28 protein-coding genes and 8 tRNA genes are annotated in these 26,432 nt (G+C 67.8%); 20 read left to right on the top strand and 16 right to left on the bottom strand.

Going from position 1 to position 26,432, the window contains the following annotated elements; translation table 11 throughout:
* Positions 1–27 precede the first annotated feature (27 nt).
* Both AC3IRM_RS06270 and AC3IRM_RS06265 read left to right on the top strand, forming a co-directional pair.
* Positions 28–1,107 carry a glycosyltransferase family 9 protein gene (locus tag AC3IRM_RS06270; RefSeq protein ID WP_489205858.1) on the top strand — a complete coding sequence of 360 codons (1,080 nt, stop codon included), beginning with the start codon at positions 28–30 and terminating at the stop codon, positions 1,105–1,107.
* A complete protein-coding gene (locus AC3IRM_RS06265; protein ID WP_489205355.1) occupies positions 1,107–1,481 on the top strand; it encodes a hypothetical protein in 375 nt (124 codons plus the stop codon). The genes AC3IRM_RS06270 and AC3IRM_RS06265 overlap by 1 nt, the downstream gene beginning before the upstream one ends.
* 3 nt (positions 1,482–1,484) lie before the next feature.
* Here AC3IRM_RS06265 and AC3IRM_RS06260 read toward each other — a convergent pair whose 3' ends face one another.
* Positions 1,485–1,895, bottom strand: a complete 411-nt coding sequence (locus AC3IRM_RS06260; protein WP_489205857.1) for a DUF6165 family protein — start codon at positions 1,893–1,895, stop codon at positions 1,485–1,487.
* 113 nt (positions 1,896–2,008) lie between these two features.
* Between AC3IRM_RS06260 and AC3IRM_RS06255 the strand changes: the two genes are divergently transcribed.
* Together AC3IRM_RS06255 and AC3IRM_RS06250 are read left to right on the top strand one after the other, a co-directional pair.
* A tRNA-Ser gene (locus AC3IRM_RS06255) sits at positions 2,009–2,099 on the top strand.
* Between the two features lie 657 nt (positions 2,100–2,756).
* Positions 2,757–3,461, top strand: coding sequence for a PP2C family protein-serine/threonine phosphatase (locus AC3IRM_RS06250; RefSeq protein ID WP_489205354.1), 705 nt, complete (start codon positions 2,757–2,759; stop codon positions 3,459–3,461).
* A 15-nt stretch (positions 3,462–3,476) separates the two neighbouring features.
* Here the strand turns inward: AC3IRM_RS06250 and dnaQ are convergent, their stop codons facing one another.
* From dnaQ to AC3IRM_RS06235, 3 genes are read right to left on the bottom strand one after another with little or no spacing between them, the layout of a single operon-like run.
* A complete protein-coding gene (gene dnaQ, locus AC3IRM_RS06245) occupies positions 3,477–4,202 on the bottom strand; it encodes a DNA polymerase III subunit epsilon (protein ID WP_489205353.1) in 726 nt (241 codons plus the stop codon).
* Positions 4,203–4,215: 13 nt separating this feature from the next.
* Positions 4,216–4,662 (bottom strand): ribonuclease HI, encoded by a 447-nt coding sequence (gene rnhA, locus AC3IRM_RS06240; protein WP_159679220.1) that lies wholly within the window; start codon positions 4,660–4,662, stop codon positions 4,216–4,218.
* Positions 4,663–4,681: 19 nt separating this feature from the next.
* Positions 4,682–5,335 (bottom strand): methyltransferase domain-containing protein, encoded by a 654-nt coding sequence (locus AC3IRM_RS06235; protein ID WP_489205352.1) that lies wholly within the window; start codon positions 5,333–5,335, stop codon positions 4,682–4,684.
* 43 nt (positions 5,336–5,378) lie between these two features.
* Here AC3IRM_RS06235 and gloB point away from each other — a divergent pair, with 43 nt between their 5' ends.
* Complete coding sequence (gene gloB, locus AC3IRM_RS06230; RefSeq protein WP_489205350.1) at positions 5,379–6,143, top strand: hydroxyacylglutathione hydrolase; 765 nt, start codon at positions 5,379–5,381, stop codon at positions 6,141–6,143.
* On the top strand, positions 6,140–7,309 hold the full coding sequence (locus AC3IRM_RS06225) for a lytic transglycosylase domain-containing protein (protein WP_489205349.1): 1,170 nt from the start codon (positions 6,140–6,142) through the stop codon (positions 7,307–7,309). The genes gloB and AC3IRM_RS06225 overlap by 4 nt, the downstream gene beginning before the upstream one ends.
* Positions 7,310–7,402: 93 nt before the next feature.
* On the opposite strand, the gene AC3IRM_RS06220 is transcribed toward AC3IRM_RS06225, so the two are convergent.
* Positions 7,403–9,400 carry a SurA N-terminal domain-containing protein gene (locus AC3IRM_RS06220; RefSeq protein WP_489205348.1) on the bottom strand — a complete coding sequence of 666 codons (1,998 nt, stop codon included), beginning with the start codon at positions 9,398–9,400 and terminating at the stop codon, positions 7,403–7,405.
* Positions 9,401–9,649: 249 nt separating this feature from the next.
* Between AC3IRM_RS06220 and AC3IRM_RS06215 the strand changes: the two genes are divergently transcribed.
* The 12 genes from AC3IRM_RS06215 to arsC all read left to right on the top strand — a co-directional run bounded on the left by AC3IRM_RS06215 (position 9,650) and on the right by arsC (position 16,979).
* Entirely contained in the window at positions 9,650–9,931 is a 282-nt protein-coding gene (locus AC3IRM_RS06215) for an HU family DNA-binding protein (protein ID WP_159679230.1), read from the top strand.
* Positions 9,932–9,951: 20 nt separating this feature from the next.
* Positions 9,952–10,026, top strand: a tRNA-Val gene (locus AC3IRM_RS06210).
* Positions 10,027–10,041: 15 nt separating this feature from the next.
* Positions 10,042–10,118: transfer RNA gene (locus AC3IRM_RS06205), tRNA-Asp, on the top strand.
* 371 nt (positions 10,119–10,489) lie between these two features.
* A tRNA-Asp gene (locus AC3IRM_RS06200) sits at positions 10,490–10,566 on the top strand.
* 316 nt (positions 10,567–10,882) lie between these two features.
* Positions 10,883–11,164: a hypothetical protein gene (locus AC3IRM_RS06195; RefSeq protein WP_489205347.1), complete on the top strand. Its 282-nt coding sequence runs from the start codon at positions 10,883–10,885 to the stop codon at positions 11,162–11,164.
* A gap of 185 nt (positions 11,165–11,349) precedes the next feature.
* Entirely contained in the window at positions 11,350–12,753 is a 1,404-nt protein-coding gene (locus AC3IRM_RS06190; RefSeq protein ID WP_489205346.1) for a C40 family peptidase, read from the top strand.
* Between the two features lie 21 nt (positions 12,754–12,774).
* The gene (locus AC3IRM_RS06185) at positions 12,775–13,872 is read left to right on the top strand and encodes a dipeptide epimerase (RefSeq protein WP_489205345.1); all 1,098 of its coding nucleotides are present in this window, start codon (positions 12,775–12,777) and stop codon (positions 13,870–13,872) included.
* 1 nt (position 13,873) lies between these two features.
* Positions 13,874–14,017 (top strand): hypothetical protein, encoded by a 144-nt coding sequence (locus AC3IRM_RS06180; protein WP_489205344.1) that lies wholly within the window; start codon positions 13,874–13,876, stop codon positions 14,015–14,017.
* A 17-nt stretch (positions 14,018–14,034) separates the two neighbouring features.
* Positions 14,035–14,814: a L,D-transpeptidase family protein gene (locus AC3IRM_RS06175; protein WP_489205343.1), complete on the top strand. Its 780-nt coding sequence runs from the start codon at positions 14,035–14,037 to the stop codon at positions 14,812–14,814.
* Positions 14,811–15,278, top strand: a complete 468-nt coding sequence (locus AC3IRM_RS06170; RefSeq protein WP_489205342.1) for a GNAT family N-acetyltransferase — start codon at positions 14,811–14,813, stop codon at positions 15,276–15,278. The genes AC3IRM_RS06175 and AC3IRM_RS06170 overlap by 4 nt, the downstream gene beginning before the upstream one ends.
* Before the next feature lie 70 nt (positions 15,279–15,348).
* Positions 15,349–16,635 carry a dicarboxylate/amino acid:cation symporter gene (locus tag AC3IRM_RS06165; RefSeq protein WP_489205341.1) on the top strand — a complete coding sequence of 429 codons (1,287 nt, stop codon included), beginning with the start codon at positions 15,349–15,351 and terminating at the stop codon, positions 16,633–16,635.
* Complete coding sequence (arsC, locus tag AC3IRM_RS06160) at positions 16,632–16,979, top strand: arsenate reductase (glutaredoxin) (RefSeq protein ID WP_489205340.1); 348 nt, start codon at positions 16,632–16,634, stop codon at positions 16,977–16,979. Before AC3IRM_RS06165 ends, arsC begins: the two co-directional genes overlap by 4 nt.
* 50 nt (positions 16,980–17,029) lie before the next feature.
* On the opposite strand, the gene AC3IRM_RS06155 is transcribed toward arsC, so the two are convergent.
* Entirely contained in the window at positions 17,030–18,604 is a 1,575-nt protein-coding gene (locus AC3IRM_RS06155) for an FMN-binding glutamate synthase family protein (protein ID WP_489205856.1), read from the bottom strand.
* Between the two features lie 296 nt (positions 18,605–18,900).
* Here AC3IRM_RS06155 and AC3IRM_RS06150 point away from each other — a divergent pair, with 296 nt between their 5' ends.
* Both AC3IRM_RS06150 and AC3IRM_RS06145 read left to right on the top strand, forming a co-directional pair.
* Positions 18,901–19,152 carry a hypothetical protein gene (locus AC3IRM_RS06150; RefSeq protein ID WP_489205339.1) on the top strand — a complete coding sequence of 84 codons (252 nt, stop codon included), beginning with the start codon at positions 18,901–18,903 and terminating at the stop codon, positions 19,150–19,152.
* Positions 19,149–19,457 (top strand): hypothetical protein, encoded by a 309-nt coding sequence (locus AC3IRM_RS06145; protein ID WP_489205338.1) that lies wholly within the window; start codon positions 19,149–19,151, stop codon positions 19,455–19,457. Before AC3IRM_RS06150 ends, AC3IRM_RS06145 begins: the two co-directional genes overlap by 4 nt.
* 12 nt (positions 19,458–19,469) lie before the next feature.
* Here the strand turns inward: AC3IRM_RS06145 and AC3IRM_RS06140 are convergent, their stop codons facing one another.
* From AC3IRM_RS06140 to kdsB, 10 genes are all read right to left on the bottom strand, one after another.
* On the bottom strand, positions 19,470–20,444 hold the full coding sequence (locus AC3IRM_RS06140; protein WP_489205337.1) for a GGDEF domain-containing protein: 975 nt from the start codon (positions 20,442–20,444) through the stop codon (positions 19,470–19,472).
* Positions 20,445–20,624: 180 nt separating this feature from the next.
* Positions 20,625–20,711, bottom strand: a tRNA-Leu gene (locus AC3IRM_RS06135).
* Positions 20,712–20,814: 103 nt separating this feature from the next.
* A tRNA-Gly gene (locus AC3IRM_RS06130) sits at positions 20,815–20,890 on the bottom strand.
* A gap of 46 nt (positions 20,891–20,936) precedes the next feature.
* A tRNA-Cys gene (locus tag AC3IRM_RS06125) sits at positions 20,937–21,010 on the bottom strand.
* A 78-nt stretch (positions 21,011–21,088) separates the two neighbouring features.
* A tRNA-Gly gene (locus tag AC3IRM_RS06120) sits at positions 21,089–21,164 on the bottom strand.
* A gap of 36 nt (positions 21,165–21,200) precedes the next feature.
* The gene (gene pgsA / locus AC3IRM_RS06115; RefSeq protein ID WP_232136035.1) at positions 21,201–21,800 is read right to left on the bottom strand and encodes a CDP-diacylglycerol--glycerol-3-phosphate 3-phosphatidyltransferase; all 600 of its coding nucleotides are present in this window, start codon (positions 21,798–21,800) and stop codon (positions 21,201–21,203) included.
* An 18-nt stretch (positions 21,801–21,818) separates the two neighbouring features.
* On the bottom strand, positions 21,819–23,708 hold the full coding sequence (gene uvrC, locus AC3IRM_RS06110) for an excinuclease ABC subunit UvrC (RefSeq protein WP_489205855.1): 1,890 nt from the start codon (positions 23,706–23,708) through the stop codon (positions 21,819–21,821).
* 32 nt (positions 23,709–23,740) lie between these two features.
* On the bottom strand, positions 23,741–25,168 hold the full coding sequence (locus AC3IRM_RS06105) for a thioredoxin-like domain-containing protein (protein WP_489205336.1): 1,428 nt from the start codon (positions 25,166–25,168) through the stop codon (positions 23,741–23,743).
* Positions 25,169–25,175: 7 nt separating this feature from the next.
* Entirely contained in the window at positions 25,176–25,658 is a 483-nt protein-coding gene (locus AC3IRM_RS06100) for a low molecular weight protein-tyrosine-phosphatase (protein WP_489205335.1), read from the bottom strand.
* Entirely contained in the window at positions 25,655–26,425 is a 771-nt protein-coding gene (gene kdsB / locus AC3IRM_RS06095) for a 3-deoxy-manno-octulosonate cytidylyltransferase (protein WP_489205334.1), read from the bottom strand. Before kdsB ends, AC3IRM_RS06100 begins: the two co-directional genes overlap by 4 nt.
* Positions 26,426–26,432: the final 7 nt, after the last annotated feature.

The following is a 26,432-nucleotide window of genomic DNA, read 5'->3' as shown; positions in this document are numbered from 1 at the left end:
GCCCTGCCCGGTTCCGACACCTCGACAGTGGCTGCCAGCCCGCTCTCGCCGCCGCGTTCGATCTGCCTGCTGCGCCTGTCCGCGCTGGGCGATGTCACCCATGTGCTGCCGCTGATCCGCACCCTGCGCGCGGCCTGGCCGGATGTCGCGCTGACCTGGGTGATCGGCAAGGGCGAACATCGCCTGCTCGAAGGCCTGCAGGGCGTGGACTTCTTGGTCTACGACAAGAAAACGGGCGTCGCGGGCATGCGCGCGCTGCGCCGTGAACTCAAGGCGCGCCTGGGCGCAGCAGGCCGGTTCGACGTCCTGCTGCAGATGCAGGTCGCCGCGCGCGCAAACCTGCTGTCGGCGTTCATTCCCGCGCGCGTGCGGGTGGGCTACGACGCTGCGCGCTCAAAGGATCTGCACGGGCTCTTCATCAATACCCGCATCCCTGACCGTCCCGGCATCCATGTGCTCGACGCGCTGGGCAGCTTCTGCGAACCGCTCGGGCTGCGGCAGGACCGCGTCGAATGGGACGACATGCCGGTGCCGGCGGAGGCGTTCGACTGGGCGCGTGCGCAGTGGCCGGACGATGGCCGCCCGGTACTGATGATCTCGCCGTGCTCCAGCCACGTACGCCGCAACTGGTACCCCGACCGCTACGCCGCGCTCGCCGATCACGCCGCCAGTGCCGGCTGGCGGATCGTGCTGTGCGGCGGTCGCAGCGATCTGGAGCGTGAGACGACCGACGCGATCCTCGCGGCGATGCGCCACGACGCCCTCGACCTGGTCGGCAAGGACACGCTCAAGCAACTGCCGGCCCTGTTGTCGCGCGCGCAACTGCTGGTCACACCGGATTCCGGGCCGATGCATATCGCCAATGCGATGGGCACCAAGGTGCTGGGCCTGCACGCGGCCAGCAACCCGGAACGCAGCGGCCCGTATTCCGACCGCCGCTTCTGCGTGGACCGTTACGACGATGCCGCGCGCAAGTTCCTCGGCAAGCCGGCCGCGGATCTCAAGTGGGGCACGAAGATCGAGTTCGACGACGTGATGGCGCTGGTCACGGTTGACGATGCGATCAAAGCCTTCGAACGGCGCCGCGCCGATCTGGAGCGCAGCTGATGGATCCCCTCATCGCCGGCCTGCTCGCCACTCTTGTGGGTGCGATCGTCGGCGGAGGTGTCAGCTTTCTGCTCAACCGGCAACTGCACGCGCAGCAGCTCGAACGTCTGCGCACCGAACACAAGACGGAATTCGCCGCCGAAGACACGGCCCGGCATTTTCTCGGCCATCGCGGCTATACCGACCGCTCCTTCGATGTCCTGCGCAAGCATCTGGGCGGCTTCGAGGACGACGAACTGCGGCGCATCCTCGTGCGCGCCGGCGCGGTGCGCACCTATCGCGACGATGGCAGTGAGTGGTGGCGGCTGCTCAGCCGCATGGACGAGTACATCGAACAGAAAGTACGGCGCGAGGGCGCGACGGCTGCCGACTGAGCCTCACGTCGGGGCCTTGCCGCCCCGGTAGTCGGCATAGGACTTCTCTTCGACATAGGCCGATCCCAGCGCCAGATTGATCGCCTTCTTGATCCGCGCACGCTCGTCGTTTTCGAGATACACGCTGCGCGCCAGCTGCACGAAGTCATCGCCGAATTCGCCGGCGCGCTCCTTGACCCGCACCGCATCCTCGATGTCCCACAGGCGCTCGTTGACCGCCTTGAGGTCCGCGCGCAAACGCAAGACGTCATGGCCCGCGGCCGGATGCGCCATCCACGTCTGCTCAAGGGCGCTCAGTTCGGTGCGCACGTTGACGAGCTTGGCGGGATCGTCCATCCGCTCGGACTTGATCTGCAGGATCGAGAGCTTGTCGAGAAGTTCGCCGAAGGACACGGGGACGGAGATTTCGGACATGGACAGCGCCGTGGAGGTGAACGGGCCCGCCAGTGTAACGCCGCGCTTGTCGCCCACGCGGAGCGCCCGTATGATTGCGCCCCCGGACGCCGCGAGGCGATCGGGGACCATCTGGAGAGGTGGCAGAGCGGTTGAATGTACCTGACTCGAAATCAGGCAGGCGTTTATAGCGCCTCGGGGGTTCGAATCCCCCCCTCTCCGCCAGATTCGCAAACGCCCCGCAAGGGGCGTTTTGCGTTTCTGGCGGAGAGGGGGATTTGATGAGAACCGCAGGCTCGACAGATGTGCCGGGCGCAAATCCGGACAGCCGGACGGGCGGCCCCGGAAGCGCGAAGCGCCGGAGGGGTAAGGCCCACGGATGGGCCCAACCACGGATTCGCCGGGAGCGAATCCGGACAGCCAGACGGCTGGCCCCGAAAGCGCGAAGCGCTGGAGGGGAGAGGCCGATGGATGGGCCGAACAATGTCCCGGTAGACGACGCGATTGACTGCTGCCAGACGCGAGGCCGTGTTTCACCCCTACGCCCAAGACACCATGCGTAGAACTTCGCGAATTACCGGCTCCGATCACCAGGATCAAAAATGGCTGACCAGCCCTGGGGTTGTTGAAAGTCACCTCCAGCTTCTGCCGGGCCGACAGTCCGAGGTGCATCGATCACTCCACGCAATGCACTACATGCACGACGCTTGCCCTATGCTCACGGACGGGTCCACCGTCACAATACCGAATGCGCCTTCCCTCCCCGTTCCGGACGCGCCCTATCGTGTCTCGCGCCGTCTGCCGCCCCATGCTGGCCGAAACCGGGGAATCGTCGCGTTCTCAGCGACAGGCACCCCAACCCGGCTTCGCCAGGGGACATGCATGATCGAGTTCGGCCATCTGACGCATGTGGGCCTGCGGCGCGACCTCAATGAAGACACCTATTACGGCGACAGCGAGCTGGGCCTGTGGCTGATCGCCGATGGGATGGGTGGTCACGAGTACGGCGAGGTCGCCAGCGCGCTGGCCCGTGAAACCATCGTCCGCGAGATCCGCCAGGGCACCGCCCTGCCGCAGGCGATCCGCATCGCCGATGAGGAGATCATCCGCGCCTCGCGCCGGCGCAATGACAGCCTGCCGATGGGCACCACTGTCGTGGCTGCGCGCGTGACCGCGAACCGGTTCGAAGTGGCGTGGGTCGGCGACAGCCGGGTCTACCTCTGGCGCGACAACAAGCTCGCGCAGCTGTCGCAGGATCACAGTTACGTGCAGGAGCTCATCGCCCAGGGCGCGATCAGCATCGACCAGGCGCGCAGCCATCCGCATCGCAACGTGGTGACCCAGGCGCTGGGCGTCACCGATCCGCAAACGCTCAATGTCGAGACGCTGTCGGGCGAGCTGGCCCCGGGCACCCAGCTTCTGCTGTGCAGCGACGGTCTGACCGAGGAAGTCGACGACCGCGCGATCGCGCGCGTGCTGGCGCATCTGGAGTGCAGCGCACAGGAGTGCGTCGACGGACTCGTCGCCGCCGCGCTCGATGGCGGCGGCTCCGACAACGTCACGGTCATCCTGATCCGCCGGCACTGAGCACCGGCTCGGATTTCAGGCAGGTTCCAGTTCCGGCAACGACGCGATCGGTTCCCACAGACACACGCCTGCCTTCTTGCGGATCGATTCGATCCGCGCCGCATGCGCGGCGAGTTCGTCGGCCTGCACCAGCAGCACCGGCCGCGCGCCGGCCGGCTGTGCCAGCACGATGTGGCTTGCTGTGCGCTCCAGCTCGATCGACGCGCCGAAACCGATCTCGTGCTGGCCGGCGGTGAGTGCGAGATACACCTCGGCCAGCAACTGGGCATCGAGCAGCGCGCCGTGCAGCTGACGGTGCGCATTGTCGACGCCGAGCCGGCGGCACAGCGCGTCGAGCGAGTTGCGCTGGCCCGGATAGCGCTGGCGCGCGAGCAGCAGCGAATCCTCCACCGTGACCCGCTGGCGCAGCGTCCCATAGTCCGGACCGAGCAGCGACAGTTCGTTGTCGAGGAAGCCGACGTCGAAGGCCGCGTTGTGGATGATCAGCTCGGCGCCCTCGATGAACTCGAGAAACGCATCGGCGATATCGGCGAAGGGCGGCTTGTCGGCGAGGAATTCCAGGCTCAGGCCGGTGACCTCGGCCGCGCCCTGTTCGAACTCGCGGTCGGGCTTGATGTACTGGTGATAGGTGCGACCGGTCGGGCGGCGCTCGACCAGTTCCACGCAGCCGATTTCAACGACGCGGTTGCCTTTCTTCCATTCCAGGCCGGTGGTTTCGGTATCGAGGACGATCTGCCGCATGCGTGTCTCTCCGTCAGGCCGCGGCAGTGCGCTGTTCGCGCGCGGCGGCACTGGCGAGCGCATCGACGCGCTCGTTCTCGGGATGGCCGGAATGGCCCTTCACCCAGCGCCAGTCGATCTGATGGCGTTCGCAGGCGATCTGCAGCCTCTGCCACAGGTCCTGGTTCTTGACCGCGCCGCCGCCGGCGGTTTTCCAGCCGCGCTTGATCCAGTTGCGCATCCACTCGGTGATGCCTTGGCGCACGTACTGGGAATCGGTGTGCAGCACGATCTCGCAGGGTTCGCTCAGGGCTTCGAGTGCGGCGATCGCACCCATCAGCTCCATGCGGTTGTTGGTGGTCAGCGGCTCGCCGCCCGACAGCTCGCGCTCGGTCGCCTTGTAGCGCAGCAGCGCGCCCCAGCCGCCGGGGCCGGGATTGCCGAGGCAGGCGCCATCGGTATAGATCTCGATCGACTTCATGGGTGTTCCGGAAAAAAGATCAGGCGGCCGGCGCGGCCAAGGGCATCGGCAGTGCACGGCGACTGCGCATCGGCGTCAGCGGCAGATGTCGCTTCTGCCCGCGCAGCGCGTAAGCCGCGCGCAGGCCCGGCCCGTTCTGCGACTCGGTCACGGCCTCGATACGCCAACTCGGGCCTACGCCGTTGGAGACCGCGTCCGGCGCCAGGCCGGCATCGCGCATACGGCGACGCCATGTCAGCGGTTCGGCGCTGTCGATGCCGCTCCCGCGCCAGCGCCAGCGATACGGCGTCAGCGGATTGAGGACCAGCAGCCACAGGTGTCCACCGGGCGCGAGCACGCGGGCAGCCTCGTCGAGCAGACCGAGCGCATCGCCACGACCGCCGACCACATGCTGCAGCACGACCGCGCCGAAGGCTTCGCTCGGCAGCGGCAAGGGCACGCTGCAGCGCACGGACCCATGCAGACTGTCGCCCTGGCGCACCAGGCACAGGCCGCGGCCTTCGACCTGCACCCCGGGCACGGCCGGGGTCAGCCACAGCCACGGCAGGCCCGGATGCGAGGCCAGCGCGTCGACGACGAGCGCGTGCTCGCTGTCGAGAATCGCGCGGCCGGCGGGACTTTCGAACCAGTTGCGGGCACTGCCGGGTTGACCGGCCGGGGAGATCGCGGGCATGGTCGGCATTGTAATGGCTTCCAGCCGCCGCCGAGCCGAACCGATGCGACTGCAGCCCTTACCCGCCTTCGAAGACAACTACATCTGGACGCTCTCGGATGCGTCCGGCCGCGCCATCGTGGTCGATCCCGGCGAAGCCGGGCCGGTGCTGGCCGCTGCCGCAGCCGGTCTGATGCCCGTGGCCCTGCTGCTGACCCATCACCATGACGACCACATCGGCGGTGTGGACGCACTGCTGGCACGCTGGCCGGACCTGCCGGTGTTCGCGCCCGACGATCCGCGGATTCCGCAGGCGACGGCCCGCGTGGGCGATGGCGATATCGTCGAAATCGACGCCTGGCGCTTCGAGGTGCTCGCAGTGCCGGGCCACACCCGCAGCCATGTCGCCTTCCATGGCCACGGGCATCTGTTCAGCGGGGATGCCCTGTTCAGCCTCGGCTGTGGGCGGATGTTCGAAGGTACTCCGGCCCAGATGCTGGCCTCGCTCGATCGGCTGTCGGCCCTGCCTGCCGATACACTCGTCTGCTGCGGTCATGAATACAGCCGGTCGAACGCCGCGTTCGCGCGCGTGGTCGACCCGGACAACGCAGCGCTGCGGCGCCGTGAACAGGAGATCCTCGACATGCGCAATGTCCCGCGCCCCACTCTGCCCGTCGCGCTCGCCAGCGAGCTCGACTGCAACCCCTTCCTGCGCGTCGATACCGGCGCGGTCAGCGCCGCCGCCTCACGTCAGGCCGGTGCTGCACTGACCGACCGGGTCGATGTCTTCGCCGCATTGCGGCGCTGGAAAGACGGCTTCCGCGCATGAGGCCGGGGCGCATGACCCGGCTCGCCGCGGCGCTGCTGGTACTCGCTGCACCGGCGACGTCCAGCTTCGCGACCAGCGCACCTTCCAACGATTCCACCGCCGCACTGGTTCCGGCCACGCTCGCCACCGGCAGTTCCGCCCCGGCGGTCACGCGCAACGGCCAGGAGGTCTACCGGCGTTTTCTCGACGGCCTGTCCGAGCCGGAGTGCACCGCGGATGCCACCGAACGCTGGCGCTCGCACTTCGGTCATGTGCCGCGCCAGCTGGCCTCGCGCGGCAATGATGTGCTGCCGCTGTTCGCCTATGTGGTCGAAGAAGTGCGCGCCCAGCACCTGCCGACCGAATTCGCGCTGATTCCCTTCGTCGAGAGCGGCTATCGCCCCGGTGCCCGCAGCGCATCCGGACCCGCCGGCCTGTGGCAGTTCATCGCGGTGACCGCGCGCAATCACGAGATTCCGATCCGCCCGGGGTACGACGGCCGGCTGTCGCCTGCCGATTCCACCCGGGCGGCGGTGCGCTATCTGAAGACCCTGCACGGCATGTTCGCCGGCGACTGGCGCTTGGCGGTCATGGCCTACAACGCCGGCGAGTATCGCGTGTTCGGTGCGCTCAAGCGCGCCGGGCAGGAGCCTCGAAACGCAACGCCGAGCACTCTGCCGATGCCGCAGCACACGCAAGCCTATGTGCGGAAGCTGCATGCACTGTCATGCCTGATCAAGGAAGCCGGCGAGCACGAAACCTGGATGGCCTCCATGGACCGCGAGGTGCCGGCGCTGACGGCGATCACCGTGCCGGACGGCATCCGCGATCTCGACACATTGGCGAGTCGCCACGAAACGGATGCGGCGCGCCTCAAACGACTCAATCCCGCGCATGTCGATGGTCGACTGGCACGGATCGGCCAGCCGGTGACCCTGCTCGTGCCGCAGGCCGCGGCCGCGCCGCCGGTCTTCATGGCCGAGGCGCCGCCGGAGATCGACGTTGTGCCGACCGCCAGCGACGCGAGTGCACCGACGCCGCGCATGCACACGGTCGCGAGAGGCGAATCGCCGTGGTCGATCGCCAAGCGCTACGGCATGCGCACGCAGGAACTGTTGACACGCAACGCACTCGATGCGCGCAGCGTGTTGCGGCCCGGCATGGAACTGCTGATCGACGAGCGCTGATCCGGCCCGGTGCGTCCCGGCGAATCGTTCCGCATCCCTGCCCACTAAAAAGCCCGGCGCGAGCCGGGCTTTTTATGTGCCGCGAAAGCGCACTTACATGCGCGCTTCGTTGACCGTGATCTTCATCTGTCGGCGCAGGCTGCGCTGCAGGACTTCCGCATCCTCGCTGCCCAGCAGGCTGCCGAGCTGCTGGCGCAGCATCGCCTGCTCCTGCTCGCTCGCGTCTTCGGGATTGCCCGGCTCGACCCTGCTCACCACGAACACGACCGCACTGCCGTCGGCCAGCATCACCTTGCCCGGCGTCGGCGCATCACCGGTCGGCGGCGCCGCGCGGAAGTAGGCCTGGCTTGCAGTGGCATCCGGCACCGGCGCACCGCGCGGAATGCCCGGCACGTCCTGCGCCTGCAACTGGCGTTCGCCGGCCAGCGCCTGCAGGGTCTTGCCGCCCGCGATCTCGGCGACCATCGCATCGGCGGCCTGCTCGGCCTGCTTGCGCGCACGGTCGGCACGCACCTCGGCGATCACGCGCGCGCGCACCTGCTCCAGCGGCTGCGCACGCTCGGGCGTGTGGCTGGTGACGCGGATGAACACCGTCTGGTTCGGGCCGATCTCGATCGGATCGCTGACCGTGCCGTCCTGGGTCAGCGCTTCGGAGAACGCCGCCTGCACCACCGCGTTGTTGGCCGCGATGCCGCTGCCAGCGCCACGCGCGAACGGCGCGATGGTCTGGATCTGCACGCCTGCGGCGGCCGCCCCGGGCTCCAGCGACATCGGGTTCTTGTTGATCTCGTCGACGACGCGACCGACCTGCTCGTTGTACACGCGCGAGCTGTCGCCTTCGCTGACTTCCTTCTCCATCTGCTCGCGGACGTCTTCGAATGCAACCGGCTTGCCGGCGTCTACTTCACGCAGCTGCAGCACGTGCCAGCCGAAGTCGGTGCGCACCGGCGCGCTGACCGCATTGGGCTGCATCGCGAACAGGGCGTCCTCGAACGCGCCGGCCATCATGCCCTTCTCGACCCAGCCCAGATCACCGCCGCCGTCCCTGGAACCCGGATCATCCGAGTTCTCGCGCGCGAGCGCGGCAAAGTCGGCGCCCGGTGCCTGCGCCCTGGCGGCAATGTCCGCCGCCTTCTTCTGCGCGGCCTGTTGCGTGGCCTCGTCGGCGCCGGCCGGCACTTCGACGAGGATGTGCGAGGCCAGACGACGCTCGGCGGTCGCGAAACGCGACTTCACCTGTTCGAAATGGGCGCGCGCCTCGGCCTCGTCGACCGTCGCGTTCTCCGCGCCGGTGTCGGTGGCGGACTTCAGTTCGATGTACTCCAGCGCCACCTTCTCCGGCTCGCGGTAACGCGCGGCGTGCGATTCGTACCAGGCCTGCTGATCGGCCTGCGACACCTCGGCAGTGTCGACGGCCGGCGGCGGCACCACGACGAAGCTGACGTCCCGACGCTCACCGAGCAGGCGCATCAGGCGCAAGGACTCACCTTCGGTGACGAAAGCGGTCTCGGCGATCGACTGCGGCACCAGTGCGCGCTGAAGATCGATGCGGATGCTCTCCTGGAACTCGCGCGGCGTGCGCGGCGGCTGCGTGGACTGCAACGCCATCTGGTAACGCTGCGGATCGAAGCGGCCTTCGACCTGAAACGCCGGGATCGACTGGATGATCTCCTGCACCTGCGCATCGCCGACGACGATGTTGGCGCGATCGGCTGCGAGACCGAGCACCGCACGGTCGATCAGCTGCTCGAGCACTTCACGCTTGCTCTCCATCGTCTCGAACGCACGCGCGTCGAACGCTTCGCCTTCCTGCTGACGACGCTGCTCGCGCACGTTGTCGAAGGTCTGCCGGAACTCCTCGGCGCTGACCTCGGCCGACGTCCACGCGAACTTCCGCACCAGCCACCAGTCCGGCGCGGACTGCCACCATTTCGGCGGCGCCTCGACCTTGGCGGCATAGTCGGCATTGTTCTGGAACAGATACTGCTCCATGCCGAAGAACGCGAAGGGGACCGCGAGTACCGCCACGATGGCGATGGCGATCCAACCACTGGTCTTATCTCGAAGCGCTTGCAGCATGGGTCCGGACACGGGATGGCGAGCCGCCCAGTGTACCCGCAAGGCCGGGACCGCGCAGACGCAACGCCCGTCCGCGCCGCGCCGCGAGCGCGCTCCAACCTGTTCAGTCGCGATCCGGAATCCGGTCGTAATCGCCAGGGGGATCGCGTAACATGCGCGCCTGACCGGAATCCACGTCCGGACCGGCAGCGCAGCGCGCCGCCGGCCGGATGCTCCAGACGTACGACACGTCGCTATCTCAATAAGAAGAGGAATTCACTGATGGCAAACCTCACCAAGTCCGACATCATCGCTTCGGTTGCCGAGAAGTCCGGCCTGTCGCGCGCCGACGCCGGCCGTGCCGTCGACGGCCTGCTCGACACGATCACCGAGGCGCTGAAGAACGGCGACGCGGCCAACTTCGTCGGCTTCGGTTCGTTCGTTGCCCGTCCGCGTGCTGCCCGCACCGGCCTGAACCCGCAGACGAAGGAGCCGATCCAGATCGCCGCTTCGACCGTGCCGGCATTCAAGGCTGGCAAGGCGCTCAAGGATGCAGTAAAGTAAGCGGCTCGATTGTTCCGCATGGGTGCTTAGCTCAGCGGTAGAGCGTCTCCTTTACACGGAGAGGGTCGGGGGTTCGAAACCCTCAGCACCCACCAAAAGTTTCAAAGCGCGGAGCGGTAGTTCAGTTGGTTAGAATGCTGGCCTGTCACGCCGGAGGTCGCGGGTTCGAGTCCCGTCCGCTCCGCCAATTCTTCAAACGAAAAACCCTGCAGAGATGCGGGGTTTTTTGTGTCTGGCGTTTTCATGTCGCGCACGCGCGCGCTGCGGGTGGATGCATCGATCTCCCGCAGGACCGCGCGCGTCGATGCATCCGCCTGATCGCTGACTTCGGCGCGTACGTGGAGCGCCTGGCAACGGCGTGCCGCCACGCATCCCGCGGATGGCTGCCCTGCGTGATACGCATGTGGATCGACGGCTCTCACACTGCGCACGCGGCCCGGAAAACACGCGTGCCTGAGCAAGCGCGAAGCCCGCACCGCGTCCACCTTGAGCGCCGCGAAAAAAAAGCGCGCGCAGGCGCTTCCCAAGCCCGGAGTTTCATGTAGAATCTCGCGCCTTGGAGCGGTAGTTCAGTTGGTTAGAATGCTGGCCTGTCACGCCGGAGGTCGCGGGTTCGAGTCCCGTCCGCTCCGCCATTTGCAAGCGAAAACCCCTGCAGAGATGCAGGGGTTTTTCGTTTGTCGCGACTGAAGTTCGCGACCGGATCGACCTTGGCCATCAGCAGCGCGGTTGTCTCACGGTGCGTCGGTGACGTGATCAGCCACGCGTCGACATCGACGTCCCGCCAGCGCACCTGCAGCCGATCGGCGACCATGGCGACGTCGCACTGCAACTTCGGTGAGCGCTCGGACGCGAAGACCCATCCGATCTCTACGTAGTTGCACGTCGCCGTTGCAGCAGCACGGATTGCGCCAAGGCCCCGCGACGGTATCGATCTCGCGCGGTGCAGGCATGCGTGACGGCACTCAACACTGGACCCGGTCGCCCGACTGGCCGCAGCTCGGCCGCGAGATGCCCGGCGCAGTACGCGACATCGTGCAGACCTGTCGCGCCGGCGCACTGGTCGAGCAGCGCCTGCATCGACACGATTCGCGCTTCGTACGCGTCGCGGTTGATCTGCACGACGATGTCGACGCCGCGATCGGGCACCTGATGCCCCGCGTCACGTCGTCCGCGATGAGGCGCGAGGCGCCGGCATTCGGGATCACATCGCCGGACGTGCGAAGGCCGTAATCGGCAGCGCCCTGGCCGGCCTGTGGAGCCCCCCTTGCCGGACAGGTGTGACCCGTGATCAGCACCCGCAGTGAATGAATGTCGATTCGTCATTCCAACTTGCTCTGAGGCGGAAAACCCATACTCTCGAACGCTCGACCGCAGACCGGTGCGCACCTGCGTGCGCATCGGTCGCAGGAGCCGCGATGCGTTTCAACCGACTGTCCCCGTTCGCCATTCGTTGCACGCTCGCCGCGCTGATGACACTCGCTGCATTGCTGCCGGCGCCGGGCGCGGCGCATGCGGCCCCACCGGCGATTCCGGGCCTGACCGTTTCAATGCTGTCGCCGGATTACTGGATCGCGCAACTCGACGCTCCGGATGCCATGGTGCTCGACGCCGCTGCGATCGACGCGCAGAACACGGCGATGCGACGCGACGATGCGTCGATCCAGGATCCGCTCGCACTGCCCGCTCGAATCGAGCGGCACACGGTCGCCGACTGGATCGCTGCACTGTCGAAGCGCCCAACGACGCCACGCTTCACCGTCGATGGCCCGGTCGATGCCGCGACGCTCGATGCCTGGATGGACACACTGGCGCTCAATGACCTGCCTGCGCAGGTGACGCCGCGCTTCGGACTCGTCGTGCGTCGGGCCGACCTGCGTGCATTTCCCATCGCAACCCGCGTCTTCAGCCATCCTGGCGATACCGACATCGACCGTTTCCAAGAAGACGCCCTCTTCCCGGGCGCGCCGGTCGCGGTACTGCATGCCAGCCGCGACGGGCAGTGGCTGTTCGTGGTCAGCGAACGCTATCGCGCCTGGGTCCAGGCACGACACGTCGCGATCGGCACGCGTGACGCGGTCGCCGGCTACACCGCGCGCGCGTCGGATGGCGTTGTCGTCACCGGCGCTACCGCGCGCACGGTGTTCACGCCCGAGGCGCCGGCGGTCTCGGACGTGCAGCTGGAGATGGGCGTGCGCGTGCCGCGTGCCGAATGGGACGCGAGCCGCGTCCTGCATGGCCAGGTGCCGACTTTCGGCCATGTTGTCGAACTGCCGGTACGCGGCGACGACGGCACGCTGTCGTTCGCACCCGCGTTGCTGCCGGCCTCTGCCGATGTGGCCGACGATGTATTGCCCTACACGCGCGCCGCACTGATCCGCCAGGCGTTCAAGTTCCTCGGTGAGCGCTACGGCTGGGGGCATGCGTACAACGCGCGCGACTGCAGCGGCTTCGTGTCGGAGATCTATCGCAGCGTCGGCATCCTGCTGCCGCGCAATACCAGCGCGCAGGCGACCAGCCCCGCGCTGAACCGCATCGAGGTCACCGCCGACATGCCGCCCGCCCAGCGGCTGCAGTTGCTCCGCGAGGCCGACGTAGGTGACATGGTGTTCATTCCGGGTCACGTGATGATGGTCATCGGCCACATCGACGGCGAGCCGTGGGTGATCCACGACACCGCCGGCATGAGCGTGCGCGATGGCGACGGTGCAATCGCGCGCCTGCCGCTCAACGGTGTGGTGGTCACGCCGGTGACGCCGATGCTGTCAGGCGAGAACGGCACCATCATCGACCGCATCACCAGCATCCAGCGCGTGCGCTGACGCGCGTCCCATCGGACTCTCATGAAGATCACCGACATCCAGCTGGGCATGGTGCGCGTGCCGCTGAAGACGCCGTTCAAGACCGCGCTGCGCACCGTGGAGAGCGTCGACGACATCATCGTGTCGATCCATACCGACACCGGCCACACCGGGTACGGCGAGGCCGCAGCGACCCCGGTGATCACCGGCGACACGCACGGCTCGATCGTCGCAGCGATCTCGACCGTCATCGCGCCGCGGCTGGTAGGTCGCGACATTGCCGATTTCAACATGTTGATCCGGCTGGTACAGACCGCGCTCGAGCGCAACACCAGCGCCAAGGCCGCGGTCGAGATCGCGCTCTACGACCTGTTCGCGCAACGCCTTGGCGCGCCGCTGTACCGGATTCTCGGCGGCGGCGATCCGGTGATCCGCACCGACATCACGATCAGCGTCGACACCATCGACAAGATGATCGCCGATGCACTGTCGGCAGTGGAGCGCGGCTTCGGCGCGCTGAAGATCAAGGTCGGCAAGGATCCGGGCGTCGATCTCGAACGCATCCGTGCGATCCATGCCGCGGTCGATGGTCGCGCCGTGTTGCGGCTCGATGCCAACCAGGGTTGGACGCCGAAGCAGGCCGTGCACGCGATGCGCCAGCTCGAAGACGCGGGCATCGAACCGGAACTGCTGGAGCAGCCGGTCAAGGCGCACGATCTGGCGGGTCTCAAATACGTCACCGATCGCGTGCACGTGCCGGTGATGGCGGATGAAAGCGTGTTCGGCCCGGTCGAACTGATCGAGCTGATCCGCATGCGCGCGGCCGACATCGTCAATATCAAGCTGATGAAGAGCGGCGGGCTGTCGAACGCGATCAAGCTCGCCGACATCGCCGGCCTGCACGGCGTGACGTGCATGATCGGCTGCATGATCGAAACCAGCATCAGCGTCGCTGCGGCCGCGCATCTGGCCGTGGCCAGGTCCGATGTCATCACCAAGGTCGATCTCGACGGACCCTCGCTGTGTGCATGGAATCCGGTCGATGGCGGCGTGACCTTCGACGATGCCGAGATCTCGATCGGCGATGCACCGGGCCTGGGCATCGTGTCGATACGCGGCGTGCAGCCCATCGCCTGCTGACATGCAGATCGCCGCGCCGCTGCTGACGATCCGCGCCGAACACGTCCGGCTCCCGGCGATCGAACGCCGCACCGGTGCGTCCGCGGCGCCGGCAAGCGCGGCCGTCGGCCCACTGGTGCGCATGCGCTCCCTGCTTGACCCATGACTTCCGAGGACGCTTCCATGCCCCGATTCCATCGATGTGCCGCGCGCGCTGCGCTGTTGCTGGCCACACTGCTGCTCGCCGCCTGCAGCACCACACGGACGTCGGGTGCGGCACCGCTGACAGACGCGCAGCAGCTCGTCGTCGTGACGTCCGCTGACTGGGACGCCGCGCGGGCGCGCATGCAGCGTTTCGAACGCGATGGCGACGGCCCCTGGCGCGCGGTTGGCGATGCGGTGCCGGTGATGCTCGGCCGCAGCGGCAGCGGCTGGGGCATCGGCCTGCATCCGGCGCAGACGGGCGAGCCGCAGAAACGCGAAGGTGATGGCCGCGCGCCCGCCGGCGTGTTCGCGATCGGCGAGGCCTTCGGCTACGCACCCACCGGTGTCGGCGCCCTGCCCTACCTGCCGATGCAGGCCTCGCACTACTGCATCGACGTGCCGGCGTCACCGCTCTACAACCGCATCGTCGACGAGCAGGACGTCGGCGCGGCCGCGGTGGAAGGCTCCAGCGAACGCATGCGTCTCGATCTGCACAACGATGGCGACGTGCGCTACCGCCAGGGCTTCGTCATCGAGCACAACGCGAGCGGTGAAGCCGGCCGCGGCAGCTGCATCTTCGCCCACCTGTTGCGGCGTCCCGACGAGACCACCGCAGGCTGTACAGCGATGAGCGATGCAGCGATGGATGCGCTGCTGCGCTGGCTGGATCCGGCGCGTACGCCGCGCTTCGTGCTGCTGCCCGACGCCGAGTACGCGCGTCTACAGGCAGCCTGGCAGCTGCCGGCGCTGCCGCGATGAGCCCCGCGACGCCGCTGGTCTCGCGCATCGCCACACTCGACGATCTGCCCGCGGTACTCGCGATGATGCGCGCCTTTTACCTCGAGGACCGCCTGCGCTTCGACGACGTCGCCACACCGCGCGCGGTGTCTGCGCTGCTGTCGGATCCTGGTTGTGGTGCGCTGCTGCTGCTTGGCGACGATGGCACCGCCGGCTACATGGCGCTGACCCGCGGTTTCAGCCTCGAACAGGGCGGTCACCACGCGCTGCTCGACGAGCTCTACATCGCACCGACCGCGCGCGGCCGCGGACTCGGCGCGCAGGCACTCGAGATCGCCAGTGCACAGGCGCGCCTCTGGGGCACGGCCGTGCTGCGGCTCGAAGTGCATCACCACAATCCGCGTGCGAAGGCGCTGTACCTGCGTGCGGGCTTCGTCGACGGCATCCGCGACACGCTCGCGCTCGATCTGGGCCCGCACAGCTGATGCAGCGCAGACCGCGTGATCGTCGCGCCGCATGGCATCCTGCGGTGGTCTGCCGATTCGACCACGCCCCATGAACGATGCTGTTCCTGCACGTCGCACCCTCCCCGCCTCCGTCCGTGTGCTGCTGGCGCTGCTGGCTGGCGCAGTGGTCGGCCTCGCACTGGCGGCATGGAACCCTGACACCGCATTGCGCGTCGCCGAGTTTGCGCAACCCGTCGGCAAGCTGTGGCTCAACGCGTTGCAGATGACCGTCGTGCCGCTGGTCGCGGCGCTGGTCGTGGTCGGGATCAATGGCGCGGCGGATGCAGCCGCCTCCGGTCGCAACGCGCGCATGGCGATGGCCACGTTCGCGGTATTGCTGGCGGTCTGCGGCACCTTCGCCGCGATCGCCGCGCCTGCGCTGTTGTCACTGGTGCCACGCGACGAATCGCTGGTCGCCGCGTTCCGCGCCGCCATCCAGGCCCCTGAAGTGCTGCCACAGGCGCCCAGTTTCGGCCTGTGGATCACCAGCGTAATTCCGAGCAATGCGATCGCGGCCGCGGCCGCCAGCGCGATGCTGCCGCTGGTCGTGTTCTCGATGTTCTTCGGCTTCGCGCTGACCCGGCTCGAACCCGAGCGCCGGGCACGCATGCTCGATCTGGTGCGCACGATCGGGGACGCGATGATCGTCGTCGTGCGCTGGGTACTGTGGGCCGCGCCGGTCGGCGTGTTCGCCCTGGTGCTGGCGGTCTGCGCGCATGTCGGCCTCGGCGTGCTGACCGCACTTGGCTACTACATCGCACTGCAGTGCGTGCTGTACGTGGCGATCACGCTGTTGATGTACGTGGTCGCGGTGACCGTCGCCAGGGAACGCCTGCCGCGCTTCGCCGCCGCACTGCTGCCGGTGCAGGCGATCGCCGCGAGCACACAATCCTCGCTCGCATCGCTGCCCGTGATGATCGACAGCGCGCGCAACCGTCTGGGGTATCCGCTGGCAGTGACCTCGCTGGTGTTGCCGATGGCGGTCTCGCTGTTCCGCATCGCCAGTCCCACGCAGTATCTGAGCGTCGTGGTGTTCATCGCCTGGATGTACGGCGCTGCGCTGGAGCCCGCGCAGCTCTCGATCGCAGTGGGTCTGAGCATCGTCATCAGCATGGGGTCGGTCGGACTGCCGGGCCAGGTGAGTTTCATGACCAACAACCTGCCGGTCACGCAGGCGATGGGCCTGCCGATCGAACCGCTGGGCGTGTTGCTCGCCGTCGACACCCTGCCCGACGCCTTCGCCACCGTCGCCAACACCACCGCCCACGTCACCGCGACCGCGGTCGTCAGCCGCTACAACGACGCATCGGCTTCTGCGGACCTACCACCGGCATGACCTGGACCCTGTTGCACAACCCGCGCTGCTCGAAATCGCGCGCCGCGCTCGAACTGCTGCAGACGCGTGGCATCGATGTCAATGTCGTGCGTTATCTCGACACGCCACTCGATGCAGACGCCCTGCGCACGCTGCTGGGTCGCCTCGACATCGCGCCGCGCGCCTTGCTGCGCACCGGTGAGGCGGCCTGTCGCGAGCTCGGACTCGCAGATGCGGCAGTCGACGACGATGCGATCGTCGACGCGATGGTCCGGCATCCCGTCCTGATCGAACGGCCGATTCTGGTGCACGGCGAACGTGCGGTCATCGGCAGGCCGACGGAGCGGTTGCTGGACCTGCTCTGACGTCCAGCGCCTCGCTCAGGCGCAGGCTTGCACGGGCAGGCAATGGCGCCTCAATGCGTCCGCTTCGCCACATGCATCGCCGACGCCCGCGCCGGCGGCGCGAAGCTGTCGGCGCGGGCGCTGGGCCAGAAGGTCTTGAACACCGCGTGCTCGGGCACGCCGGTCAGCAGCTCGCCCGGCTCGAGGAAGCGATACAGCGCCGCCAGCGAACGCACCTCGGTCGGCGTGACGCGCCGCAGGATGTGTTCGGGGCCGATCTGCATCGGATGTTCCAGTCCCGCCGCACCGATCATGTCGCGCAGCGCCTTCAGCGTGTTCTGGTGGAAATGGAACACGCGGTTCGCCTTGTCCGGCACGTCGAGCAGGCGCCAGCGCGCAGGATCCTGCGTCGCGACGCCGGTCGGGCACTGGTCGGTATGACAGGTGCGCGATTGGATGCAGCCCAGCGAGAACATGAAACCACGGCCCGCATTGCACCAGTCCGCGCCCATCGCCAGCGTGCGCGCGATATCGAAACCACTGGTGATCTTGCCCGCCGCGGCGACACGGATGCGGTCGCGCAGACCGATGCCGACCAGCGTGTTGTGGACCAGCATCAGCGCTTCCTGCAGCGGCAGGCCGACATGGTTGATGAACTCCGACGGCGCCGCGCCGGTGCCGCCCTCGGCACCGTCGACGACGATGAAGTCCGGCAGGATCCCGCTGTCGAGCATCGCGCGGGCGATGCCGAACCACTCCCAGGGATGCCCGATCGCGAGCTTGAAGCCCGCCGGCTTGCCGCCCGAAAGCGTGCGCATGCGATCGACGAATTCCAGCAGACCCAGCGGCGTGGAGAAAGTGGAGTGCGCGGCTGGCGATTCGCAGTCCTGGCCGACTGGAATGCCACGCGTTTCCGCGATCTCCGGCGTGACCTTCCTGGCGGGCAGCATGCCGCCGTGGCCGGGCTTGGCACCCTGCGAGAGTTTCAACTCGACCATGCGCACCTGCGGATCGGCCGCGTGGCGTGCGAACAGGTCTTCGTCGAAGCGGCCCCTGGCATCGCGACAGCCGAAGTAGCCCGAACCGATCTCCCACACCAGATCGCCGCCATGCTCACGGTGGTAATCGGAGATCGCGCCTTCGCCGGTGTCGTGGAAGAAGTTGCCGCGCTTCGCGCCGAGATTCAATGCGCGGATCGCGTTCGCCGACAGCGAGCCGAAGCTCATCGCCGAGATGTTGAACACGCTGGCCGTGTACGGCTGCGCGCGTTCGTCGCCGACCGGTACACGGAAGTCATGCGACGCGGCATGCGCGGGCACCAGCGAATGGTTGATCCACTCGTAATGCGGGCCGTACATCGGCAACTCGCTGCCGAACGGCACGACATCGCTGACGTTCTTCGCGCGTTGATAGACCAGCGCGCGCTGCTGGCGCGAGAACGGCACCTCGTCCTGGTCGTCCTCGATGAAGTACTGGCGGATCTCCGGGCGAAAGGACTCGAGCCCGTAGCGAAAGTGCGCCATCAGCGGGTACGTACGGCGCAGCGTCGCACGCTTCTGGAACAGATCGACCGTGCCCAGCACCGACAGCGCGATGAACGGTACCGCCGCGATCGCCCAGCCGAGCGACTGCTGCAGCGCTGCCATGACGATCGAGATCAGCGCCAGTGCGACGCAGAGTACAAATATGAGATAGCGGACCATCGGGTTCCCTTTTCAACGACCACCGGTCTCGAGACCGGCCCGCCATCCTCCCCGGACGACTGTGGAATCCAGCGGCAGGCCGGTCCGGCCCGTGCTGCACGTTGGACCCATGGTAGGTAGCCACCCGTCGCGGGGCCAGCGGAAACTGAATGTTCCGTTGCAGGTCCTTCCGCTTCACGGCGGTTTGGCGGGCGGCTGCCTAATGTCGCATCCGATCCCACCTCCGCCACGCCCTCCCCATGTCGCAGCCTGCCTACAACCCGGTGATCCTCGCTGAGATGACGCGGGCTGCGCACGCCGACCTGCCGGACGCCGATTGGCATGAGCTCGAGCCGGTGCTGCGCGCGCAGTGGGAAGGGATGCCGCGGGCGATCGGCTGGGATACGGCGCGTCCCTCGGCTGCGGCGCATTTCCGCACATTACGCGGATTACCGGACGCGGCGCCCGTGGTCGGACTGGACGCGGTGGACCCGCGTCGGGAGGTCACATGATTTCGCCGCGCACCATCTGGCGGGTACTGGTGCTGCCGCTCTACATCCTCATCACGGGCGCGGTCTTCGCCCTCGCGCTGCGCAACACCGCGGGGTCGATTCTCTCGCCGCTCGCCACGCTCGCGCCCTGGATCTTCGTCGCCGCAGCGGGACTCGCCATTGTGTCGATCGCGGGTGCGATGTTGCGCTGGCGGCGCAGACTGGCGGCGGTACGTCGGGTCCGTACCGCGAAGGTTCGCGCCGTAGCCGACGCGTGGGATGACGCGGGAACCGGTGACGTGGCGCAACACGTTGGACAGAGTTGATCCCCAGGCACCTCAGAGCGGCTCGGCAATGTGGATCGCGTTGCCACCTGCGCGCTTGGCCTGGTACAGCGACGCATCCGCGCGCGCGAACCAGTCCTGCCAGTCGCGTTCGGCCGACAGCATCGCGCCGCCGACCGCCACAGTGATCGCGCCACCAGGGCCCACCAGTCGCGAAGCGACTGCATCGCGCACGCGCTCTGCTGCACGTGTCAGTGCCTGTTCCGACAACACCGACAGCAGCATCACGAATTCCTCGCCGCCGAAGCGGTAGACGGCGTCGTCCTGCCGCAGTTCGTCGCGCAACAACGCGGCCAGGTCGATCAGCACCGCATCACCGGCGGCGTGGCCGAAGGTGTCGTTGACGGCTTTGAAGCGGTCGATGTCGAGGATCAGCAGGCCGGCCCGGCCATTCCGGCCGGTTGCAATGGCATGGCGCAGATCGGCCTCGAGCATGCCCCGATTGGGAATGCGCGTGAGCGGATCGAGGCTGGCCAGCAGCTCCAGCGAGGTGCTGTGCGTACGCAGGCGCCGCGCGAACACCAGTGAGAACGCGTAGACGAGCGACCACGTCACCAACGTGCTGATGTGATACGGACCGACATCGCGCCACAACAGAGTTGCGGACGCGATCAGCAGCAGCAGCGCCCCGCTCCACGTGGCGACGCGCAATGGCGCGAGATAGAAGTTGGTCATCAGCACGACGTAGACCCAACCGCTTGCGGTCTGCCCGAGCGTCAGGCACGCGAGGATCGCGAAGCCCGAGTTCAGCACGACCATCCATGCGCCAGCGCGCTCGGTCTGGCCCTCGCACCAGGCAAGCCGCACGATCGCGATCATCGAGAGAACGACAGTGGCATCCAGCGCCGCCACCCCCCAGTCACCACGCGCGAGCCGCCAGACCAGGAAACTGCCGAGCACGACGGCAGTCACCGACCCCAGCAGGGTGATGATGGCCAGGCGAAAATTGTTCCGGAGTCTCGAAATCATCGTGGTGGCGCCTTTGCCGGGACACCCCCGCGGCGTGTCCGTCCCTGCCGTCGACCCGTATTGCGTCCGCTCTGGTCGAACCCTGAACCGATGCCCTGTATGCGACGGTGAAGACACGCGCTGGCCCGCTGCGAACGGCGGCGCACTGTGAGATCGGTTCGCGAAAGCCGCGACCGACAATGGTGCCCGGAGCCGGAATCGAACCGGCACGACCTTGCGGCCAACGGATTTTAAGTCCGGTGCGTCTACCAGTTTCGCCATCCGGGCAGGCGATCGACAGCGTGCGCCAGTGCGCCGCCAATTGGAACTGTCGCGCGCCAGACGCGACGCCAGATACGAAAAAGCCCTGCATCTGCAGGGCCTTTCGAACTGGAGCGGGAAAAGGGGCTCGAACCCTCGACCTCAACCTTGGCAAGGTTGCGCTCTACCAACTGAGCTATTCCCGCATGGAACCGAATTGTAACCTGCCTGCCACCTGGACGGTGCGCCGGCTGGAGGCCTGGGTCGGAATCGAACCGGCGTACACGGATTTGCAATCCGCTGCATAACCACTCTGCCACCAGGCCGGTGACGCCGTGCAGGACTTTGGATCCTGTCGACAAAAACGAAACCCCGCATACAACCCGGGGCGTCGTCTTCGAAACTGGAGCGGGAAAAGGGGCTCGAACCCTCGACCTCAACCTTGGCAAGGTTGCGCTCTACCAACTGAGCTATTCCCGCTTGGGAGGCGAAATTCTACCCGTCGCCGCCAAGGTGTCAATACTTGTTCTTCTCCGCAGCGCGCATGATCGGCCACGCCGCGCGCAGATACAGCAGACCCGACCACAACGTCAGGATCGCCGCGATCGCCAGCAGCCAGTCGCCGATGATGAAGATCTCGCGGCCCAGCCACGGCAGCGGACGCGGCGGCTGGTCGGGCGTCACCGAGTACAGCAGGCACAGCAGCGCGACCATCTGCGCGATGGTCTTGATCTTGCCGATCGCCGCGACACGCACGGTTGCACGCTGGCCGAGTTCGGCCATCCATTCGCGCAGCGCGGACACTGCGATCTCGCGGCCCACGATCACCGCCGCCCAGAACGCCATCCACGGCGTCGGGTGGCCCTGCACGATCAGAAACAGCGCCACGGCGACCATCAGCTTGTCGGCCACGGGATCGAGAAACGCACCGAATGCGGAGTACTGGTGGTACTTGCGCGCGATCCAGCCGTCGAGCCAATCGGTGATCGACGCGAACGCGAACACGATCGCTGTGGCGAAGTTGGTCCACTGGAACGGCAGGTAGAACACCAGCACCAGCACCGGGATCAACATGATCCGCATCAGTGTGATCCAGGTGGGAATCGTGAATTTCATCGGACGCCTGTGGGGGATTCAGTCGTGTCCGGCGCCTGGGCCGGGGTCGAGCCCGTGTAGGGTCGCATAGATGCGCTGCGCGAGCGCTGCGTTGACGCCTTCGACCTGGGCGATCTGCTCGGCGCCGGCGGCCTTGAGCCCACCCAGACCGCCGAAATGCTTCAGCAGGCTGGCACGGCGGCGGGGGCCGATGCCGGGAATGTCCTCGAGCCGGCTGGTGGTGCGCGCCTTCTGCCGGCGTCCACGATGACCGGTGATCGCAAACCGATGCGCCTCGTCGCGTACCTGCTGCACCAGCTGCAGGCCCGGTGACGCCGCGCCGGGCTTGAGCGCGCGCCCGTCCGGCAGCAGCAGGGTCTCGTCACCGGGCTTGCGCGCCTCGCCCTTGGCCACGCCGACCAGACAGATGCCGGTGATCCCCAGCGTGTCGAGCACCGCGCGCGCCTGCGCGACCTGGCCGGTGCCGCCGTCGATCAGCAACACGTCGGGCAGGATGCCTGCGCCCTCCGCGGCCGCGGGCACGTCGTTGCCCGCCTCCACCGCGGCGACCTCGGCAGCGCGCGCGTCGGCGGCCTTGCGGAAGCGCCGGGTCAGCGCCTGATGCATCGCCGCGTAATCGTCGCCCGGCTCGATGCCGGCGATGTTGTAGCGCCGGTACTGGCCGCGCACCGGCCCGGCGGCGTCGAACACCACGCAGGAGGCAACCGTCGCCTCGCCCATGGTGTGGCTGATGTCGAAACACTCGATGCGCTGCGCGAGCTGGCTGAGCCCGAGCATTTCGCGCAACGATTCGGCGCGCGCGTTCTGCGCGGCCTGGCTGCTCATTTCCGTCGCCAACGAGATCTCGGCATTGCGGCGCGCAAGATCCACGTACCGCGCACGATCGCCGCGCACGCTGGTCTTGATCTGCACGCGGCGACCGGTGGATTCGCTGAAGGCCTGCTCGAGCAGTGGCACGTCCTCGATCGGACGGTCGAGCACGATCTCGCGCGGCGGCGTCTGCTCGGCGTAATGCTGGGAGACGAACGCGGCCAGCACCTCGGCCGGATCATCGCTGCCGTTGGTGCGCGGATGGAACGCGCGCGTGCCCAGATTGCGACCGTCGCGGAACGCCAGCAGCAGCACGCAGGCCTGGCTGCCCTGCATCGCGCAAGCGAGTACGTCGAGTTCGGCGACCTTGCCGTCGACGTACTGGCGCGCCTGCATGCTGCGCATGTTGCCGAGCAGATCGCGCAGCCGCGCGGCGTCCTCGAAATCGAGCTTTTCGGCCGCCGCCTCCATGTCGCGCGTGACTTCCTGCGTGAGCTCGTCGCTGCGTCCGTCGAGGAACAGCGAGGCGCGACGCACGGCATCGCCGTAATCCTGCGCCGAGATCATGCCGACGCAAGGCGCGGTGCAGCGGCCGATCTGGTGCTGCAGGCACGGCCGCGAGCGGTTGCGGAAGACGCTGTCCTCGCAGTTGCGCAGCTTGAACAGCTTCTGCATCAGGTTCAGCGTTTCGCGCACCGCGGTCACACCGGGATACGGGCCGAAGTAGCGGCCGGGCACATTGCGCGGCCCGCGATGCACCGCGATGCGCGGCCAGTCGTCGCTGGTCACGAGCACATACGGGTAGCTCTTGTCGTCGCGCAGCGATACGTTGTAACGCGGCTTGAGCGACTTGATGAGCTGGTTTTCGAGCAGCAGCGCTTCGGCTTCGCTGCGCGTGACCGTGGTTTCCATGCGCGCGATCTGCGCGATCATCGCCATGGTCCGGGTGACCTTGGGCGAGGCGTTGAAGTAGCTCGCCACGCGCTTGCGCAGATCCGCGGCCTTGCCGACGTACAGCACGGTGTCGTCCGCCGCATACATGCGGTAGACGCCCGGTGCGGTACTGAGCCCAGCGACGAACGCCTTGCCGTCGAACATCACGCCACCGCCGCTTGACTTGCGCGGCCCGGTCATTCGCCTATCGGAACGTGCCGCACGGCGCCGCTGACCGGGTCGAGCCGCAGCACGGCGTGCGCATCGGTGTCGGAGATCCACACCGCATCACCGCCGATCGCCAGGCCACCAGGCGCATGCAGGCGCTGCGGCAGTTCGAAGGAGGTCAGTTCGCCGCCGCCCAGACGCAGGCGGCGCAGACTGTCGTTGCCGGCATCGGCGATCCACAGCACCGGCGCATCGGGCTCGAGCGCGAGCGCCTGCGGATGCTGCATTCGGGCGTCGGTGCGCGGCCCGTCGACGCGACCGAACTGCCACGGATCCTGGCCGACCAGCGTCGAGACCGCGCCGGTGCGGGTGTGCACGCTGCGGACCGCCGATCCGCTGGCATCGCAGACGTAGAGCGTCTGTTGCACGCAGGCCAGCGACACGGGCTCGCCGAACGACGCCATCGAGCCGATACCGTCCATCACTGCCAGCTTGCCGTTGCCCGCCAGCAGCTCGATCGCCGAACGGCCGAGATCCAGCCGCCAGATGCGGTTGTCGCCGGCGCACGCGATGTAGAGCTTGTCGCCGACGAGCACGACGTCGCGCGGCTGGTCGAGCGCGACCGCACGCGGATCGCCGAGCGCGCCGTCGGCGGTAATCCCCGGGCGACCCGCACCGCAGATCGTCGCGATATCGCCGGTGCGAAGCTCGATGCGGCGCACCGCATGGTTGCCGGTGTCCGCCACGTACAGCACGTCACGCTCGACGTAGATACCGTGCGGCCGGGTGAACGCGGCCAGCTCCATCGGCCCGTCGATGAAACCTGGACTGCCGCTGCCGAACTGGCGCAGCACGCGGCCGCTGGTGTCGCATTCGAGTACGCGATGATGACCGCTGTCGGCGACGTAGAGGAAATTGCCCGAGAGCGCGAGGCCGACCGGAAACAGCAGCGGCAACGGCGGCTCGCCGCTGCGACGCATGCGGATCGGATCGACGCTGACCGGGTACGGCGTGAGTTCGGCCACCAGTGCACTCACGCGCGCGTCGAGCGCGCGGATCCCGCCCTCGCCGACGATGCGCTCGCGCACGCGGCCCTCGCCGTCGATCAGCACGACCGTCGGCCAGGCTTCGATGCCGTAGTGCTGCCACAAGGTCCAGTCAGCATCGTGGGCGACCGGGAATTCCACCTGCTGGCGATGCGCGCGTTTGGAGGCGCGACGCGCCTCGCGCTCTGCATCGAACCGCGGCACATGGACCGCGACGACGTTGAGCCGCTCGCGATGCCGCGCACGCAGATGGCCCAGATCGGCCAGTCGCTGCTGCGACCAGGCCGATGCGAGATTCACGAACGCGAGCGCACAGACCTTTCCCCGCAGCTGCGCCATGCGCAGCGGGTCGGTCAGGTTCAGCCACTCCAGGCTGGCCGGGAACTCGGGAGCGGTCGCGGCGTCGGTCATGCCCGGATTATGCGCGAACGGCTGGGGCGCCGCGTCGATGCCGCGCGACGATCTCCAAGGCGGCCGCATCGACCAGTTGCCAGACCGATTCGAAGCCGGCCGCGTCGCCGGTATAGGGGTCCGGCACGTCCCCGCCGCCCTGCCCGGCCCAGTCGAGGAACAGCGCGATCTCGCCTGTGGCATCCGGGGGCCGGCGGTCGCGGACGATGCGCAAGGTGCTGGCGTCGGCGCACAGCAGTACGTCGAATTCGCGGTAATCCGCAGCACCGAGCACGCGGGCGCGCAGGCCGGAGATGTCGACCCCGTGACCAGCGGCGTTGCGGATCGCGCGCGGGTCCGGCGGATTGCCGGCATGCCAGTCGCCAGTGCCACAGGAATCGACTTCGATCACGTCGCGCAGGCCCGCGCCCTCGATCCGCGCGCGCAACGCACCTTCGGCCATCGGCGAGCGGCAGATGTTGCCCAGGCACACCACCAGCAGGCGGGTCATGCTCCGGCTGCCAGACGCGCCTGCGCGCGGGCGAGATCCTCGGGCGTATCGACGCCGGGCGGAAACGGCTCGCTGGCGATGCCGACCGCAACGCGGTGCCCGGCTTCGAGTACACGCAGCTGTTCGAGCATCTCGATCTGTTCCAGCCGCCCTGGCGGCATCGCCGCGAACTGCTTGAGAAAGCCCACGCGATACCCGTAGATGCCGATATGCCGCCACCACTCGCCATCCGGCATGACGTCGCGGCTGCGCGCGAACGCATCGCGCGGCCACGGCACCGGCGCGCGGCTGAAGTACAGCGCATCACCGTCGACATTCCGCACGACTTTGACCGCATTGGGATCCAGCAGGGTTTCGACGTCCGTCACCGGCGCGCACAGCGTCGCGAGATCCACGCCCGGCTGCGCCGCGAGCGCGGCGACGGCCTGGATGCCGGACACAGGCGCAAAGGGTTCATCGCCCTGCAGATTCACGACCACGCGCGCGTCATCCCAGCCGGCGCGCGCGGCGCATTCGGCCAGACGGTCCGTGCCGGACGGGTGCTCGGCCGACGTCATCGCCACCTGCACCGGCGTGCCGGCGAGCGCCTCACGCACCCGTACGTCATCGGTTGCCACCCAGACCTCGTCCGCGCCCGCCGCCAGCGCGCGCCGCGCGACATGCAGCACCAGCGGTTCGCCGGCAAGCAGCTGCAGCGGTTTGCCCGGCAAGCGGGTGGATGCGTAACGCGCGGGAATGGCGACGACGAAACCGGTGGATGTGCTCATGCGGGGA

The sequence above is a fragment of the Luteimonas sp. KH_071 genome, assembly GCF_057838005.1.
This window is presented reverse-complemented; position numbering and strand designations above follow the sequence as displayed.

Bases quoted from the DNA above. Each gene is read 5' to 3' on its own strand.
- AC3IRM_RS06145 (WP_489205338.1), top strand. From the start codon at position 19,149: ATGATTTCGCCGCGCACCATCTGGCGGGTACTGGTGCTGCCGCTCTAC.
- AC3IRM_RS06140 (WP_489205337.1), bottom strand. From the start codon at position 20,444: ATGATTTCGAGACTCCGGAACAATTTTCGCCTGGCCATCATCACCCTG.
- dnaQ (WP_489205353.1), bottom strand. From the start codon at position 4,202: ATGCGGCAGATCGTCCTCGATACCGAAACCACCGGCCTGGAATGGAAG.
- uvrC (WP_489205855.1), bottom strand. From the start codon at position 23,708: ATGTTCGACGGCAAGGCGTTCGTCGCTGGGCTCAGTACCGCACCGGGC.
- AC3IRM_RS06265 (WP_489205355.1), top strand. From the start codon at position 1,107: ATGGATCCCCTCATCGCCGGCCTGCTCGCCACTCTTGTGGGTGCGATC.
- AC3IRM_RS06190 (WP_489205346.1), top strand. From the start codon at position 11,350: ATGCGTTTCAACCGACTGTCCCCGTTCGCCATTCGTTGCACGCTCGCC.
- AC3IRM_RS06250 (WP_489205354.1), top strand. From the start codon at position 2,757: ATGATCGAGTTCGGCCATCTGACGCATGTGGGCCTGCGGCGCGACCTC.
- AC3IRM_RS06180 (WP_489205344.1), top strand. From the start codon at position 13,874: ATGCAGATCGCCGCGCCGCTGCTGACGATCCGCGCCGAACACGTCCGG.
- AC3IRM_RS06235 (WP_489205352.1), bottom strand. From the start codon at position 5,335: ATGCCCGCGATCTCCCCGGCCGGTCAACCCGGCAGTGCCCGCAACTGG.
- kdsB (WP_489205334.1), bottom strand. From the start codon at position 26,425: ATGAGCACATCCACCGGTTTCGTCGTCGCCATTCCCGCGCGTTACGCA.
- rnhA (WP_159679220.1), bottom strand. From the start codon at position 4,662: ATGAAGTCGATCGAGATCTATACCGATGGCGCCTGCCTCGGCAATCCC.
- pgsA (WP_232136035.1), bottom strand. From the start codon at position 21,800: ATGAAATTCACGATTCCCACCTGGATCACACTGATGCGGATCATGTTG.
- AC3IRM_RS06105 (WP_489205336.1), bottom strand. From the start codon at position 25,168: ATGACCGACGCCGCGACCGCTCCCGAGTTCCCGGCCAGCCTGGAGTGG.
- AC3IRM_RS06195 (WP_489205347.1), top strand. From the start codon at position 10,883: ATGCGTGACGGCACTCAACACTGGACCCGGTCGCCCGACTGGCCGCAG.
- gloB (WP_489205350.1), top strand. From the start codon at position 5,379: ATGCGACTGCAGCCCTTACCCGCCTTCGAAGACAACTACATCTGGACG.
- AC3IRM_RS06150 (WP_489205339.1), top strand. From the start codon at position 18,901: ATGTCGCAGCCTGCCTACAACCCGGTGATCCTCGCTGAGATGACGCGG.
- AC3IRM_RS06155 (WP_489205856.1), bottom strand. From the start codon at position 18,604: ATGGCAGCGCTGCAGCAGTCGCTCGGCTGGGCGATCGCGGCGGTACCG.
- AC3IRM_RS06215 (WP_159679230.1), top strand. From the start codon at position 9,650: ATGGCAAACCTCACCAAGTCCGACATCATCGCTTCGGTTGCCGAGAAG.
- AC3IRM_RS06260 (WP_489205857.1), bottom strand. From the start codon at position 1,895: ATGTCCGAAATCTCCGTCCCCGTGTCCTTCGGCGAACTTCTCGACAAG.
- AC3IRM_RS06165 (WP_489205341.1), top strand. From the start codon at position 15,349: ATGAACGATGCTGTTCCTGCACGTCGCACCCTCCCCGCCTCCGTCCGT.
- AC3IRM_RS06225 (WP_489205349.1), top strand. From the start codon at position 6,140: ATGAGGCCGGGGCGCATGACCCGGCTCGCCGCGGCGCTGCTGGTACTC.
- AC3IRM_RS06100 (WP_489205335.1), bottom strand. From the start codon at position 25,658: ATGACCCGCCTGCTGGTGGTGTGCCTGGGCAACATCTGCCGCTCGCCG.
- arsC (WP_489205340.1), top strand. From the start codon at position 16,632: ATGACCTGGACCCTGTTGCACAACCCGCGCTGCTCGAAATCGCGCGCC.
- AC3IRM_RS06185 (WP_489205345.1), top strand. From the start codon at position 12,775: ATGAAGATCACCGACATCCAGCTGGGCATGGTGCGCGTGCCGCTGAAG.
- AC3IRM_RS06175 (WP_489205343.1), top strand. From the start codon at position 14,035: ATGCCCCGATTCCATCGATGTGCCGCGCGCGCTGCGCTGTTGCTGGCC.
- AC3IRM_RS06170 (WP_489205342.1), top strand. From the start codon at position 14,811: ATGAGCCCCGCGACGCCGCTGGTCTCGCGCATCGCCACACTCGACGAT.